Annotated in this window: 14 protein-coding genes; 7 read left to right on the plus strand and 7 right to left on the minus strand. The window is 59.6% G+C overall.

Translation table 11 applies throughout. The features are described from left to right. Positions 1 to 28: 28 nt before the first annotated feature. From AC1ROI_RS24945 to AC1ROI_RS24960, 4 genes are all read right to left on the minus strand, one after another. Complete coding sequence (locus AC1ROI_RS24945) at positions 29 to 1,006, minus strand: FAD:protein FMN transferase (RefSeq protein ID WP_256580161.1); 978 nt, start codon at positions 1,004 to 1,006, stop codon at positions 29 to 31. Next, complete coding sequence (locus AC1ROI_RS24950; RefSeq protein WP_102593870.1) at positions 990 to 3,170, minus strand: PepSY domain-containing protein; 2,181 nt, start codon at positions 3,168 to 3,170, stop codon at positions 990 to 992. The genes AC1ROI_RS24945 and AC1ROI_RS24950 overlap by 17 nt, the downstream gene beginning before the upstream one ends. A 25-nt stretch (positions 3,171 to 3,195) precedes the next feature. After that, the gene (locus AC1ROI_RS24955) at positions 3,196 to 3,666 is read right to left on the minus strand and encodes a DUF2271 domain-containing protein (RefSeq protein WP_010459354.1); all 471 of its coding nucleotides are present in this window, start codon (positions 3,664 to 3,666) and stop codon (positions 3,196 to 3,198) included. Between the two features lie 92 nt (positions 3,667 to 3,758). Then, positions 3,759 to 4,082 carry a PepSY domain-containing protein gene (locus AC1ROI_RS24960; protein ID WP_010459356.1) on the minus strand — a complete coding sequence of 108 codons (324 nt, stop codon included), beginning with the start codon at positions 4,080 to 4,082 and terminating at the stop codon, positions 3,759 to 3,761. Between the two features lie 132 nt (positions 4,083 to 4,214). Between AC1ROI_RS24960 and AC1ROI_RS24965 the strand changes: the two genes are divergently transcribed. The 5 genes from AC1ROI_RS24965 to AC1ROI_RS24985 all read left to right on the plus strand — a co-directional run bounded on the left by AC1ROI_RS24965 (position 4,215) and on the right by AC1ROI_RS24985 (position 9,315). After that, a complete protein-coding gene (locus tag AC1ROI_RS24965) occupies positions 4,215 to 4,874 on the plus strand; it encodes a response regulator transcription factor (protein WP_010459359.1) in 660 nt (219 codons plus the stop codon). Next, positions 4,871 to 6,214 (plus strand): sensor histidine kinase, encoded by a 1,344-nt coding sequence (locus AC1ROI_RS24970; protein WP_010459360.1) that lies wholly within the window; start codon positions 4,871 to 4,873, stop codon positions 6,212 to 6,214. The genes AC1ROI_RS24965 and AC1ROI_RS24970 overlap by 4 nt, the downstream gene beginning before the upstream one ends. A gap of 562 nt (positions 6,215 to 6,776) precedes the next feature. Continuing rightward, the gene (locus tag AC1ROI_RS24975) at positions 6,777 to 7,424 is read left to right on the plus strand and encodes a hypothetical protein (protein ID WP_102593871.1); all 648 of its coding nucleotides are present in this window, start codon (positions 6,777 to 6,779) and stop codon (positions 7,422 to 7,424) included. Positions 7,425 to 7,693: 269 nt separating this feature from the next. Next, positions 7,694 to 8,821 (plus strand): saccharopine dehydrogenase NADP-binding domain-containing protein, encoded by a 1,128-nt coding sequence (locus AC1ROI_RS24980; RefSeq protein ID WP_102593872.1) that lies wholly within the window; start codon positions 7,694 to 7,696, stop codon positions 8,819 to 8,821. A gap of 2 nt (positions 8,822 to 8,823) precedes the next feature. After that, positions 8,824 to 9,315 carry a DUF2269 family protein gene (locus AC1ROI_RS24985; RefSeq protein WP_010459366.1) on the plus strand — a complete coding sequence of 164 codons (492 nt, stop codon included), beginning with the start codon at positions 8,824 to 8,826 and terminating at the stop codon, positions 9,313 to 9,315. Positions 9,316 to 9,354: 39 nt separating this feature from the next. Here AC1ROI_RS24985 and AC1ROI_RS24990 read toward each other — a convergent pair whose 3' ends face one another. Next, entirely contained in the window at positions 9,355 to 10,101 is a 747-nt protein-coding gene (locus AC1ROI_RS24990; protein WP_010459367.1) for an SDR family oxidoreductase, read from the minus strand. A gap of 179 nt (positions 10,102 to 10,280) precedes the next feature. On the opposite strand from AC1ROI_RS24990, the gene AC1ROI_RS24995 reads away from it, so the two are divergent. Next, positions 10,281 to 10,850, plus strand: a complete 570-nt coding sequence (locus AC1ROI_RS24995; protein WP_102593873.1) for a YceI family protein — start codon at positions 10,281 to 10,283, stop codon at positions 10,848 to 10,850. 13 nt (positions 10,851 to 10,863) lie between these two features. Here AC1ROI_RS24995 and AC1ROI_RS25000 read toward each other — a convergent pair whose 3' ends face one another. Then, on the minus strand, positions 10,864 to 11,307 hold the full coding sequence (locus AC1ROI_RS25000) for a hypothetical protein (protein WP_042932138.1): 444 nt from the start codon (positions 11,305 to 11,307) through the stop codon (positions 10,864 to 10,866). A gap of 297 nt (positions 11,308 to 11,604) precedes the next feature. Here AC1ROI_RS25000 and AC1ROI_RS25005 point away from each other — a divergent pair, with 297 nt between their 5' ends. Next, on the plus strand, positions 11,605 to 12,732 hold the full coding sequence (locus tag AC1ROI_RS25005; protein ID WP_102593893.1) for a GGDEF domain-containing protein: 1,128 nt from the start codon (positions 11,605 to 11,607) through the stop codon (positions 12,730 to 12,732). 105 nt (positions 12,733 to 12,837) lie between these two features. Here AC1ROI_RS25005 and AC1ROI_RS25010 read toward each other — a convergent pair whose 3' ends face one another. Further along, positions 12,838 to 13,278: a hotdog fold domain-containing protein gene (locus AC1ROI_RS25010; protein ID WP_102593874.1), complete on the minus strand. Its 441-nt coding sequence runs from the start codon at positions 13,276 to 13,278 to the stop codon at positions 12,838 to 12,840. Between the last annotated feature and the right edge of the window lie 139 nt (positions 13,279 to 13,417).

The raw sequence follows: 13,417 nt of genomic DNA on the forward strand, positions 1-13,417 counted from the left end.
TGAGCGCGACTCACTGTCATTGGGCGGTTCACATCGGGCGGGTTTCAATCTGCGCCTGCAACTGGCCGCCGACAATGGATATTTCCTTGAATTGTTGGCCGTCGCGCAGCACGAACAGCGCGTCCATCCCGCGTTCCTGTGCCAGGCGTGGCCCTTCGGTTTCACCCAGCACCATCAGCGCCGTGGCCCAGGCATCGGCGAGCATGCACGAAGCAGCCACCACGGTGACGGCGGCGAGCGGGTTGCACAGCGGCGCGCCGGTGGCCGGGTTCATGGTATGAGCATAGGCTTGACCGGCCACGTCGACCCACTGTCGGTAGTCCCCGGAGGTCGCGATCGCGGCGTCGCCAAGTTCCATCACACCCATGACTGCACGCACGCCCCGGTCAGGCTTTTCCACCGCCACGGTCCAGCACTGGCCGTCGGGTTTGACGCCCCGGGCGCGCATCTCGCCATCGATGCCGACCAGGTAGCGGGTGATGCCAAAACCTTCCAGGCAACGGGCCAACTCATCGACGCCAAACCCCTTGGCGATGCCATTCAAATCAAGGTGCAGCGGCGCGCGTTTGCGCACCTGATTGCGTAACGGGTCGACCACCAACGCGGCGCTGGCTGACAGCCGGGTGCGCGGCGGCATCGTCGCGAGCGCCTGTTCTGTAACGGTCGGTTCTGCGGGGCCGAACCCCCAGGCATTCACCAGATCACCGACGGCAATGTCGAAGGCGCCGCCGGATTGCTGACTGACACGCAGTGCCGCTGACAGCACCGTTGCCAGTTCCTGGGGCACCGAAATCCATTGCTGCTCGGGGGCGGCATTGAGGCGGTTGAGGTCCGAGTCGGGTTTCCAGGTGGACATTTGCTGGTCCACCCGGGCCACCGCGCACGCCAAGTGACGACCCACTTCGTCGGTATCGATTCCGGCCCCGGCATAGAACAGGGCGGTGTAGCGGCTGCCCATGGTTTCGCCGTTCAGGCTGTAGCGCTGCAACTCAGTAAACGTCTTCACGGTAGCGTCCTTGTGCCTTGAGGGTCAGCACCGTCAGGTTGAGAGGTGCCAACACCTCATCGAGGGCGTGCATCACGCCTTTGGCCATTTCGCGACTGCCACACACCAGCACCTGGGCGCCTTTTTCAATCAGTCGACGCAGGGCCTGGGCATCGCCGATCAGCCGGTCTTGCACGTAACAGCGGTCCTGAACCTGAGAAAAGGCGGCGCGCAATGCCGTCAGGCGCCGGTCGGCCAGGTACTGCTTGAGTTGCGGCTCGTAGAGGAAGTCCGAGGCCGGGTTGCGCCCGCCCCAATACAAGTGCATCGGGTGGTGGGCCGTGTTGTTGCGGATAAAACCGGCCAATGGACCGATGCCGGTACCGGCACCGATCAGGATCACCGGGTGCGTGCCCGACGCCGGGCGAAATTGCGGGTTGGGCTGGATAAACGCTTCGATCGATGCTCCGATGTCCAGGCCATGAAGGAATTCCGAGCACACGCCGCCGTTGTGTTTGCGCACGCAGATTTCCAGCACGCCGTCCTGCGAACCGCTGGCCAGCGAGTAGAAACGGGGGATCGGACTGCCCGGAGGCACAATCCCGACCAGGTCACCGGCCAGGAAGTCCGGCAGCGCACCGGGTGCCTTGAAGCGCAAGACGTGGGTCGGTGCGTTCACCTGTTCGCCATAGACGATGCGCTCTGTCAGCAGCAATGGATGGGTCTGTGGCCGCTGCGGGGCATGGACCAGTGTCAGGTCATGTTTGAGCACGTCGCCCAGCGCGTGGCCCCAACGTGCAAATTCCTGAGAGGATTGGCGGTTGACGGTTTCCAGCCCCAGTAACGGCGAGCCACCGGCTTGCAACATCGCGTCCTGCACCTGATGGGCGAACTGACAGAACTGCGCAAACTGGCGGTCACCAAAGCCCAGCACGGCAAAGGGCAGGCCGGGCTTGAGGCCGGTTTTGGCCAGCCGCGCCATGAACTGCGAAGCCGAGGCTGGCGCGTCGCCGTCACCGTGGGTCGCGGTGAGGATGATCACGCGTTGGGCGCTGCGGTAGTCGTTGGCGTATTGATTCATCGCCGCGCTATGCACTCGGTGTCCGGCCAGGTGCAAGGCGTCATGCAAGGTCTTGGCAAAGCCCCAGGTGCTGTTGTTTTCACTGCCCACCAGAATCACGCTGTCGGCAGAGTGGGCAGGGCTGTTGTGGCGGATGTTCGGGCTCGCCTTGCGCCGGCGCCACCACAACAGGAGGCCGGTGACGCTCATCAACGGCACACAGAGGGCACAGAGCCCAAGCGACAGGCCCAACCACCACAGGCCTTCACCGGTGTGCAGCTGATAGATCAATTCGTAGAGGTTGTGCATCGAGTCATGGGCCTGGTAGGACAACAAGGCGCCGCTGGCCTGATCCACGTAGCCGTCGCCCTGGGCCGTGCGCAGGGAAAACACGTCCTTCGGGTTGCCGGGACTGGGGTAGACCAGCTCGCGCAGGTCATTCAGGTCGGTGGCCTGCAAGGCTTGCAGGCTCGCCACTGGCAAGGCCGGCCCGGCACTGACGTGAGCGGGGAAGGCGGGTTCATTCTGACTGCCGTCGGCGATAAAGCCGAAAGTGGTGGCGGACATATACAGCCCGCTCAAGGCCGACAGCAGCAGCCCGAGCAAAGCCATTCGCCCGACTTCAGCATGCCAGCGCTGGTTGAACGTGCCGCGCAGTGGCCGCAGCAGGTTGCGCCAGCCACCCAGGCGTCGGGCCAGCAACAGCGCGCCGGACACTGACAGCATCAGCATGAACAACGCGCCGACACCCGACACCCCATGGCCCGGTGTGCCAAGGAACATCGAGCGGTGCAGCTCTTTCACCCAACGCGTGAACGCGGAGGGCGCATAAGGCGCGAGGCCTTCGCCAGTCAGTGGGTCGACCGTTTCAGCCCCGGCCTGACCGTTCTGGTTGTAGTAGACGATGACCGTCCCGGACGCTGTTCGCTGGATCTGCTCCACGCCCGGAAAGTGATTGGCCACACGCCCGGCCAATTGACCGACGTTGAGTTGCCCGGCCGCGGTGGGGGTGCTGTGCAAGCGTTCCAGCGCCGGGTCGACCGACAGGATCGCGCCGCTGATGGCCAACAGCATGACCAACAGGGCGGCGATCAGGCCGGACAGGGAATGGGACTGGCGAAGCATGTTCAGCCTCCAGAAAGGGCAGGTGCTACAAATCGTAAGTAAAGGACTCGACATAGGTGCTGCCGGTCGCCGGCTGGCCTGCGCCCTTGGACGTCAGGGGCACGCTGACATCGGCGCGGGCGTCACGTTTGTCCTCGACGGCACTGTCGATGCGGATCTGATACCCGGCATCGATCAGGGTGTCTGCCAGTTCGACGCTGACTTTGAGCGTGCGCCCACTGCCGACACTGGCGCCGCTGACGCCGTCAAACTCGCTCGGGTTCATCCCGCTGCCACGGGCCCAGTCGCCCAGGTGTTTGTAGTACTTGGCCTTCTTGCCGGCCACCCACAGGGTTTTCTGGTATTGGCCGTTGGCGTCGGTCACGTAGATCGCCAGGTAGGCATCATTGCCGCTGTAGTCCTTGAGCTGGGTGGTCAGGGTTACTTCCCGGGCCTGGGCCAACCCCGGCAGGGCAATGGCGCCGGCGAGACAGGTGGCTGCGATGATCTTTTTCATGAGGGTGTCCTTTTGATCGTTAGGTCGAGAGCCTGGACCTGCTTGCTGACAGCAACCTGAATCGCAGGAAAAACTCATCGACGGGTGAGGCGTCATTCGGTGAGCGGGCTGCCGAGATAATCCCTGGCATCGCCGTCGTCGCGGAAATGGATCTCGAGCGTGCGCAGGCGCAGCGAGGCCGGTGAGTAGCTGGCTTCGATGGCGTTGCCCTTGCGGTCCAACCCCTTGAGTTCGTAACAACCGTCGTCGACCTTGATGCGTTGCACGCTCCAGCCGTATTGCCGCTCGACCTGCTGTCGCAAAGTCTCGCGCGGTTGCCAGTCGCTCACCGGGTCGCTGCAGTCGTCGTCGGCCATGGCGAAACCGCTAAGCAGCAGGCTCAACAGCGCGGCATGGGCAATAAAACCTGATTTCATGATCTGTCTCCTGCCGAGGTCGGCGTCTGTGGCATACCCTAAGGTGCATTCCTGACAACCAGCTGAATCTTCAGATTCACGTCAGGTAAGGCAATTAAGGTGCGGCACGACAACCACCACAGGAGGTGCCAGATGCGGGTTTTATTGGTCGAAGACGCCCCAGGGCTGGGGGAAGCGGTGCGCGAACAGATCGCCGATGACGGTCACGCCGTCGATTGGGTGCAGCGCCTGGACCATGCGCGCAACAGCGTGCGCACCACGCCTTACGACCTGATCCTGCTGGACTTGATGCTGCCGGACGGTCGCGGGCTGGATTTCTTGCGTCAGCAGCGCTCGGCGGGGGACGTGACCCCGGTGATTATCCTGACGGCCCAGGACCAGATTTCCGATCGCATCGCCGGCCTCAATGCCGGGGCCGACGATTACCTGGTCAAACCGTTCGACCTGTTTGAACTCTCGGCCCGTGTGGCGGCGGTGGCCCGACGTTACAGCGGCAACCCCAATCCGCAGATCAGACTTGGTGATGTGCAGGTCGACATGAGCGCCCGCACCGTGCAGCGTGCCGGCACCACCGTGGACCTGACGGCCCGCGAATGGGCGCTGTTCGAAGCGTTCGTGCAGCGCCCCAGCGCGTTGTTGTCCAAGTCGCAGCTCGAAGAGCGGCTGTATGCCTTCGGTGCCGAAATCGAGAGCAATACCATCGAGGTGTACATCAGCCGTCTGCGTAAAAAACTGGGGCGCGATCTGATTGAAACCGTGCGCGGCATGGGCTACCGGTTGGCGGCCGCATGAAGTCTTCTTCGAGCCTGCAAAAACGCCTCGGTCTGGGGCTGACCCTGGGCATGACTTTACTGTGGCTGGGCGCGACTGTCGGCGCCTGGCTGGTGGTGCAACATGAGTTGAACGAGGCGTTCGACAGTGCGCTGGAAGAGACCGCGCAACGGATCTTGCCGCTGGCCGTGCTGGAAATCAGCAACCGGGAGGAACCCCGTGAAGCGCAGCACGTTGCGACGTTGAAAATGCACAACGAATACCTGACGTACCTGGTGCGCGATGCCAGCGGCAAAATCCTGATGCAGTCCCACGACGCCAACCCGAAGATCTTCAGTAAGCGGCCGACCGAAGGATTTTCCACCTCTGAAAAGTACCGTTTGTATGGCGCCAGTGCGTTACGCGAGACGCTGTTCATTGAGATCGCCGAGCCGCTGGGTCATCGCCGTGAAGCCGCGCGGGAGGCTTTGTTTGCCTTGTTGTTGCCGCTGTTGGCGCTGATTCCCGTCAGCCTGTTGGGCACCTGGTTGTTCGTGCGGATCAGCCTGCGCAGTGTGTTGGCGTATCGTCGGGCGGTCGAGGCGCGTGGGGTGGGGGATCTGTCGCCGATCAAGGTGGCCCGCCTGCCCGCAGAAATCGATCCGTTGGCCGAGGCAGTCAACCACCTGCTGGAGCGCTTGCGCAAGGCCCTGGAGGCCGAGCGCAGTTTTACCGCCAACAGCGCCCATGAACTGCGCACGCCACTGGCCGCGACCCTGGCGCAGATCCAGCGTTTACACCACGAGGCGCCCGAAGGGCCGTTGCGGGTGCGGGCGGCGAAGATCGAAAACGCCTTGCGTGAGCTGGCGCGGCTTTCGGAAAAGCTCATGCAATTGGCCAAGGCCGAGGGCGGGGGGCTGTTGTCCGAAACGCCTCAGGACCTGATTCCGTTGCTGGCCCATGGCGTTGATGAGTGGAACCAGCGCAGCGGCCAGCGCATTGAATTGCATTTGCCAGGGCAGGCCAGCGTGTACTCGAACATCGACCCGGATGCCTTTGGCATCTTGTTGCGCAACCTGATCGAGAACGCGCTGAAGTACGGCGCCACCGACCAGCCGATCGAAGTCAGCCTCACCGAACAGGCCCAACTGCGGGTAGTCAATGGCGGCCCGGCGGTGCCGGCATCGGTGTTACAGCACCTGACCGAGCGTTTTGTGCGAGGTCACAGTGAAATAAGCGGTTCTGGATTAGGGCTGGCGATCGCCAAAACTATTGTCCAAGGGGTCAACGCGAGTATGAAATTGGTCTCTCCTGCAACCGGTCGACAAGAGGGTTTTGAAGTGTGCGTCTGGTTACCGCTCGCGACGGTGATCGGAGACTGACAACGGCCGGGTCATTGTCGTAAGTCCGCTTGCGTTAAAAAGTCCGACTGTTTCAGCGGTGAGGACAGTAAATGAGCGCGGGTCTCTCAGGCACTTATCGTAAGTAATGCAACAACTAATGGATCCAATTAAAGTATCTGGCGCTCATCTAATTTACGCGGGCCAGTTATCATGCGGCTTTCCGGGAAGTTGCCGACTTACCGTCGGGATGAGTTGCTTTGACTGAAGTAACCGTTTGTCGGTAGTCTGCTCAAAAAATGAACATTCTAGCCTCTGCGCCCTCTGATACTTCAGCATGTCACCATGACGTGTTATTGCTGTCGTAAAAAAGAAGTGGAAAAAAACCTCATGTGCAGTGAATGCAAATGGGGATTTTTTTATCTGAAATTCAGGAGGTAATAACTAAGCCGGTCATTGAATTGCCAGGTAATTCAATGGGCTAAGCAGTGTCAGGTCGACGATTTGGCATATCTTATAAAAAGTAAGATCGCACAGGGTTTGAAGAGCGAAATGCCCTGTTGAAGAACCGATCTGTACTATCGAATAAGGTGGGGAACTTACCGTGGCGATAAATACAATTATGAGCCTGTTGGAAAACAAAGAATGTATGGAATTTTTGCGGCTGGGCGTTATTTACGTTCATTTATTGTCGTGTTGCGTGGCTATTGGTCTGGTGTTGACCAGTGATATTGCAATGGTTAAAGATTTATTGAAACGGAAAACGTCCACTGGGCATGATCATGCTCACATGGAAAGTCTGCAGAAGTCGGTGGTGGTTGCGTTAATCGCGTTATGGGTAACCGGTATCGCTGTCATGGGAATTGATTACCTGGATAAAGGTATGAACTACTTCATGAACCCAAAACTTCAAGCCAAAGTTATTATTGTCATGTTGCTGACCTACAACGGCATGTTGTTGCATCGCCTGGTATTGCCCGCTTTGCAAAAGGCCGGCTCCTTACTCGATCTCGGATTCAGCGCACGGATGCTGGCGCTGTTTTGCGGCTCGCTGTCGGCGGTGTCGTGGATGTACGCGGCCATGCTGGGCGTCGGTCGCCCGTTGGCCTGGAAATACTCGCTTTCCGAACTGTTGATCGCGTATCCGGTGCTGATCGCATTGGGTTTCCTGACCATGCTGGTGTTGACTCAGCGAGTCAAACAACAGGACTACGCCGTTTTCTCTGCGCGGACCGTTGCGAGCCAGTGCTAGGCCCGTTCAGCGCGTAAGTCTGGCGGGCTTATTTTAAAGCCTGGCAGTGGCGACTTTCTTAGTGCAAGGCAATATAGGCCTGCACTGAGAAGGTCGCTTTTTTTTGCCGCCATCTTGGCGCGTAACTGTAAGCGGGCACGGTGAATGGATGCTCGCTTATGGCTAGCGGTGCTTCGCGGCTTGCCTGTCCGTTCGATATCAGTAAAGCTTTGCCGCGCCCGGTCCCGGGCGGGTTAGCTACATGATCCAATGGTTAAGGAAAGCGTTGAATGACACTCAGGGTGATGGTGGTCGGTGGCTACGGAAATTTCGGCAGCATCGTTTGCAGGCATTTAGTTGCGATGCCAGACGTAGAGCTGGTGGTCTCCGGTCGTAACTCACACAAGTTGCAGCGCCAGGTCAATGAACTGAAAACCCAGTCCGGCCGTGTCTGTGAAAGTTGGTGCGGTGATGCCATGGGCAGTGCGTTCGGCTCCGCGCTGAGCGCGATGGGCATCCAGTGGGTCGTGCACACCGGGGGCCCGTTTCAGGGGCAATCCTATGCCGTCGCGCAAAGCTGCATCGACGCGGGCGTGAACTACTGCGATCTGGCTGACTGCCGCACCTTCGTCAATGGCATTGATGTGCTCGACGCGAGCGCAAAACAGGCCGGCGTGGCCGTTCTCAGTGGGTGCAGTTCGGTGCCGACGCTGTCGTCGGCGCTCATCGACCACTATCGATATCGCTTCAAACGCATCGACTCGATTGCGCATGGCATTTCTTCCTCGGCCAAGATGCCCGGCCTCTCGACCGTCGAAGGGGTGCTGGCCTATGCGGGCAAACCAATCAAGCAGCTCAAGAACGGCCAGGTGCACGAAGTGTCGGGCTGGCAGGATTTGACCCTGCGCAAGATGCCGCAATTGGGGACTCGTGTCCTGTCCAATGTCGATGTGCCGGACATGGATATCTTCGCGGCCCGTTACGGCGCCCATACCTTGAGTTTCAAGGCAGGTTCGGGCCTGAAACTCGGTGGCGTGGTCAACTACGTGCTCGCCGAGGCTTTGAGAATCGGGCTGGTGCGAGACTCCGCGGCGTGGGCGGCAAGGCTGCATCGTTGGGGGACGTGGTTTGAGCGATTCGGTGATGGCTTGAGTGCGATGTACATCGACGTCGAAGGGCAGGGCGTTGACGGGCAACCGCTGTCCATGACCGTGCAATTGACGGCGCACAATGACAAGGGCCCTGAAATCCCGAGCTGCGCGGCTGTCGCCCTGGTAGCAAAACGGGGCGCGGGTTACGTGCCGGCACCCGGCGCCCGTCCCTGCGTGGGCGAGATCAGCGTCGACGAGTACATGGCCGCGATCAACGACCCCGCCAATCTGCAGCTGTCCGTGCGCTTTTCTGACGAGCAGGGCTGAGCATGCTCTATCTGTGCCTGAAGTACCTGCACGTCATTGCCGCGATTTTCCTGTTCGGGTTCGGCATGGGCTCCTATCTCTATCTGATCGCGGCCAGTCGCACAGCCAACCCGCAAGTGATCGCACACGTCGCCAGAATGGTGGTGCGCTTCGACACCTGGATTACCACCCCGGCAGGCTTCATTCAGATCGTCTCCGGTTACCTGCTGATGAAAGTGTCCGGGCTGCCCATGAGCACTGAATGGATTCTGACCTCGTTGATCATTTTCCTGTGCGTGGGGTCATTGTGGCTGCCGGTGTTGGTGCTGCAGAAGCGGCTGCACGGGATGGCGTTGAGCGCGGTGGAGACGGGCGAGGGGCTCGACGCGCAATACCGGTCGGTCTACCAAAAGTGGTTCTGGATGGGCGTGATGGGTTTTGCGGGGATGTTTGTGATCGTGATGATGATGGTCACGAAGATGACGCCGATGCAGTTGATCGAGGCGGTGGCCTAGCGCAACGGCCACGCCTCATATTTGACCTGGCTTTGTCGCCTAGTGGGTCTCAAGCCACTCCTGAAACCGGGTCGCGCCGACAATGGGATTGGCACCTGGTGTCAGCGACTGGTCATTGATCGGCGCTCCAAAGTAAGGGACCGTGTCGTCCGCGACGGTCTGGCGCGGGTCCCGGGTGTGCTTCAAATAGTCGCTCGCGAACTCGATGAGAGGGCGGTTTTCAGGGCCGGCCACTTCGACGGTCTGATTGATCGGTGCTTTCAACGCGATGTCCGTCAGTGCCGCCGCCACATCGGCCGAGGCTACCGGTTGCAGCGCGGCGGACGTCAAGTGAATGGTGTCGCCTTCCTCGCGCCCGGAGTGAGCAATGGCATGGATAAATTCGAAGAACTGCGTGGCCCGCACAATGGTGTAGGGAATGCCCGACTTCTTGATGAGTTTTTCCTGGGCCATTTTCGCCCGGAAGTAACCGCTGTCGAGCATCCGCTCGGTGCCGACCACCGACAGCGCAACATGGTGTTTGACGCCGTCAATTTTCTCCGCCGCGATCAGGTTGTGTCCGGCGGTTTCGAAGAAGTGCAACGCCGCGTGGTCCTCGAACGAGGGCGAGTTCGACACGTCGACCACCACGTCCGCACCTTTCAACGCCTGCGTCAGCCCCTCGCCGCTGATGACATTGACGCCGGTGCTTGGCGACGCCGCCAAGGCTTCGTGCCCCAGATCCTGCAGGTTCTGGCAGAGCTTGCTGCCGATCAGCCCGGTGCCACCGATGACGACGATTTTCATGTCCTGTCTCCCGAAGCGGTTAGTGCTTGAGTCATTAAACACCTGTGCAGGTGGCCGTATCGGGCGGTGGTGCACGTTGCCGACAGGAGGTCGGAAGTCTCAATGCCTGGTGGAATAAACGGTGGTTCTTTGCTTTAGTCCACCTGTCTGGCCAGCGTGTGCCACGACTGGAGCGCCCCATGAACACTCGATTCCCGTCGTTTTCCGTACTGGCTGCTGCGCTTGCCTTCGGCTTTTCTCCAGGTGCCGAAGCGGCCGAATACACGCAAGTGAATGAAACCGCCAGCACGATCTCCTTTACGTACAACCAGTTCAGCTCGCGGGTGTACGGCTCGTTTGACACGTTCAAGGCCACGCTCGACTTCGACACGGACAACCCCGAGGAGGGCCGTGCCGCGCTGACCATCCAGCTCGACAGCATCGATGCCGGTAGCGAAGACGCCAACACCGAACTGCAAAGGCCCGCCTGGTTCGACACGCAGAAGTATCCCGAGGCGACGTTTGAATCGACCGCCGTGAACGCGCTGGGTGACCACCGCTATTCGATCACCGGCAAACTGACGCTCAGAGGCGTCACCCGTGAGGTGACTGTTCCGGTCCTCCTGAAAGAGGAGGAGGCCATCGGGATCTTCGATGGCCAGCTAACGCTCAAGCGTAGCGACTTCAAGGTCGGCGAGGGTGAATGGGGCGACACGGTTGTTTCCGACGACATCATTATCCGGTTTCGGATGGTTGCGCCGCAGCGGTAGCGGTCAGTGGGGCCTAACGGCAAGCATCCGCCACGGCCTTCTCGGCCCGTTCAATTTCCTGCTTGATGTCCGTGGTGATCCGCTGTTCCTTGAACTTCTGTTCGAGAAATTGCTGGCTCCCCTGGTTTTTCAGCTCTGCGTCGGTGGCGGCGTCTTGCGCCTGCAACTCGGCAGCGTGTGCGTCTATGACGGCTTCAACCTCGGCATCATTCTTCGCGGTATCCAGGGAGCTGACCAATTTGCCGACTTCGGCTTTCTCGGCTTCGGCGTAAGCATCGACAGACAGCCCGGCAGCCATCGCTCGTGCTCGAATTTCCACCTCTTCCTTGTGCTGTCGAGCTGCCTTGCACACTGCATCCCGGCGCGCGCGTTCGCCAGTGTTCCATTCTATAAACCCATACGTCGTCACTCCGATCATGGTCAGGGTAATGACGGCGCTGATAAGTTGGGCTCTCACATTGCGCAACCTCAACAGTCAAGTGGATCCGTATGAGTCACTATCGCCCGATTCCATGGGAGGCTTCAAAAGCGTAGCAGGACGAACGCGTTGTACGTTGCCGGGGCAATGTCATTTGGCTCGATGCCTAGGGATAGCTCACTTTGTGCTATTACTTTTCTGACGATTGTCACAGAGGCTTTAAGGGCGCATTGCCGTGAATGTGCGGGTACCCACGAGTCGTAATTGTTTGTTTGCCTAGGTGGCAGGATGCCACAATCGCTTTTTTTGTCGCAGCATCATGATCAGGCGGATCAAATGGGTGGCCCAGGATTTCGGCACGACCAGGATGCTTTCATCGCAGCGCAGGTGCGCAGTGATCGATTGCATCAGCTTTTCCACCAGTCATTCCCTGCGATTTTCGGCAGTTTTCTGGCCGCGATCATGCTGTGCGGGCTGTGCTGGGAGCGTTTTGATCACTCCGTCATTTTCACCTGGATAGGGCTGCTGACAGCGTCGTCGTTGCTGCGCCTCCTGATGTTCGTGGCCTGGTTTCGCTGCCCGGACAGTGAGCGCACCCCGCAACGCTGGGAGAGGAAATACGGGTTCACGCTGGTGTTGTCCGCCGGTATCTGGGGGGCGGGTGCATTTGCGGTCATGCCGGCAAACGACCTGTTGGCCCAGGCACTGGTCATGCTTTTTGCCGTCGGCATGTCGGTCAGCGCGGTGTCGTGTTATTCGGCGTATCGATACATGACGCTGGCGTCCATTGGCCTTGTGTTGTTGCCGTGTACGCTCTGGCTGCTGTTTCAATCGTCAGCGATTCAGGTCGGCATGGCGCTGGCCGTGATTGTGTTCGCCTCATTCGTGGCCAGCGCGACACGCAAACTGGCCGAAGCCCTGGAAACCGCCTTCCTGCTAACCCGCGAAATGGAACGCGCCCATCGCATTGCCACTTACGCCGCACAGACCGATGAACTCACCGGCCTGAAAAATCGCCGCGCTTTTTTCGAGCATGCCCAGCAACTGTTCCATGACTGCCAACACAACCGGTTACCGTTGTGCGCGGTGATGCTGGATATGGATCACTTCAAGCACATCAATGACACCTACGGTCATCAGGTCGGGGATCAGGTGTTGCGGCAAATGGGCGTGATCATCAACCGGTCCTTCCGCGACACGGATGTCTTCGGCAGGCTCGGCGGTGAAGAGTTCGCGATCCTGCTCCCGGATACTTCCATTGAAGTCGCCCTTAACATCGCCGAGCAACTTATCCAGTCGATCGGTGGATTGATGACCGGACCGGTTCACCGTATATCGGCCAGCCTCGGTGTGGCAGCGATGGACATCGGCGACAACGATTTTCAAAGTTTGCTGAATAACGCGGATAAAGCGCTGTATCGAGCCAAGGCGCGTGGGCGTAATCAAGTGGCTGTTTCGGAGTAGGGAGGTAGAAAGGTTTTTCGGCCCTGCTTGAAAGCATTCACGCGATTGGCGGGTTGCGCAATTGTTGTAGCAGCCGGACGCAGGCTGCTACAGGCAGGCGGGCGTTTAAGCGAGCTTCACATTCATGGTGATGCGCGCCGTGAACACCTTCTTGCCTTCGGCATCATGAATATCCACCGGCACAATCTTGTCGCCCTCCGTCCGCCAATCCACCGCCTCGCCATCGGCCACCGCCGTCACATCGCTCTTGGCCTTGGCCAGATACTCGACCGTCATCCCTTTCGGAATCCAGCGCGCACCGGCGGGAATGGACACGTCGGTCATCGTCCCTGCCGCCAGTTCGGCGGCGTTGCACATCGCAATCGCATGAACCGAGCCCAAGTGGTTGGTGATCTCCTTGCTGAACGGCACCTGCACCGTGGCATGACTCGGGCGCAACGCCGAGATCAGCGGCTTGATGGTGCTGAAGTAGGGCGCCACCTGGCAGGCCATTTTGCTGAATGCTTCCGGGCCGGCGCTGTTGAACATGCTGAGAAACTGACTCATTTTGAAGCCTCGCTGAGGGATGGTTTTACAGAATGATGTTCCGTAACAGAATAATGTTCTGTGACGGAACAGTATTCTGTTGCGATTAAATCTGTCAACCTAGCGCAGCTTTCTCACCGGCAGCCGCCTGCCTTGTCAT

The organism is Pseudomonas sp. GW823-FHT02C02 (genome assembly GCF_058797635.1).

Coding starts and splice junctions, on each gene's coding strand:
- AC1ROI_RS24985 (WP_010459366.1), top strand. CDS start 8,824: ATGCTCTATCTGTGCCTGAAGTACCTGCACGTCATTGCCGCGATTTTC.
- AC1ROI_RS24950 (WP_102593870.1), bottom strand. CDS start 3,170: ATGCTTCGCCAGTCCCATTCCCTGTCCGGCCTGATCGCCGCCCTGTTG.
- AC1ROI_RS24980 (WP_102593872.1), top strand. CDS start 7,694: ATGACACTCAGGGTGATGGTGGTCGGTGGCTACGGAAATTTCGGCAGC.
- AC1ROI_RS24990 (WP_010459367.1), bottom strand. CDS start 10,101: ATGAAAATCGTCGTCATCGGTGGCACCGGGCTGATCGGCAGCAAGCTC.
- AC1ROI_RS24955 (WP_010459354.1), bottom strand. CDS start 3,666: ATGAAAAAGATCATCGCAGCCACCTGTCTCGCCGGCGCCATTGCCCTG.
- AC1ROI_RS24970 (WP_010459360.1), top strand. CDS start 4,871: ATGAAGTCTTCTTCGAGCCTGCAAAAACGCCTCGGTCTGGGGCTGACC.
- AC1ROI_RS25005 (WP_102593893.1), top strand. CDS start 11,605: ATGGGTGGCCCAGGATTTCGGCACGACCAGGATGCTTTCATCGCAGCG.
- AC1ROI_RS25010 (WP_102593874.1), bottom strand. CDS start 13,278: ATGAGTCAGTTTCTCAGCATGTTCAACAGCGCCGGCCCGGAAGCATTC.
- AC1ROI_RS24995 (WP_102593873.1), top strand. CDS start 10,281: ATGAACACTCGATTCCCGTCGTTTTCCGTACTGGCTGCTGCGCTTGCC.
- AC1ROI_RS24965 (WP_010459359.1), top strand. CDS start 4,215: ATGCGGGTTTTATTGGTCGAAGACGCCCCAGGGCTGGGGGAAGCGGTG.
- AC1ROI_RS24960 (WP_010459356.1), bottom strand. CDS start 4,082: ATGAAATCAGGTTTTATTGCCCATGCCGCGCTGTTGAGCCTGCTGCTT.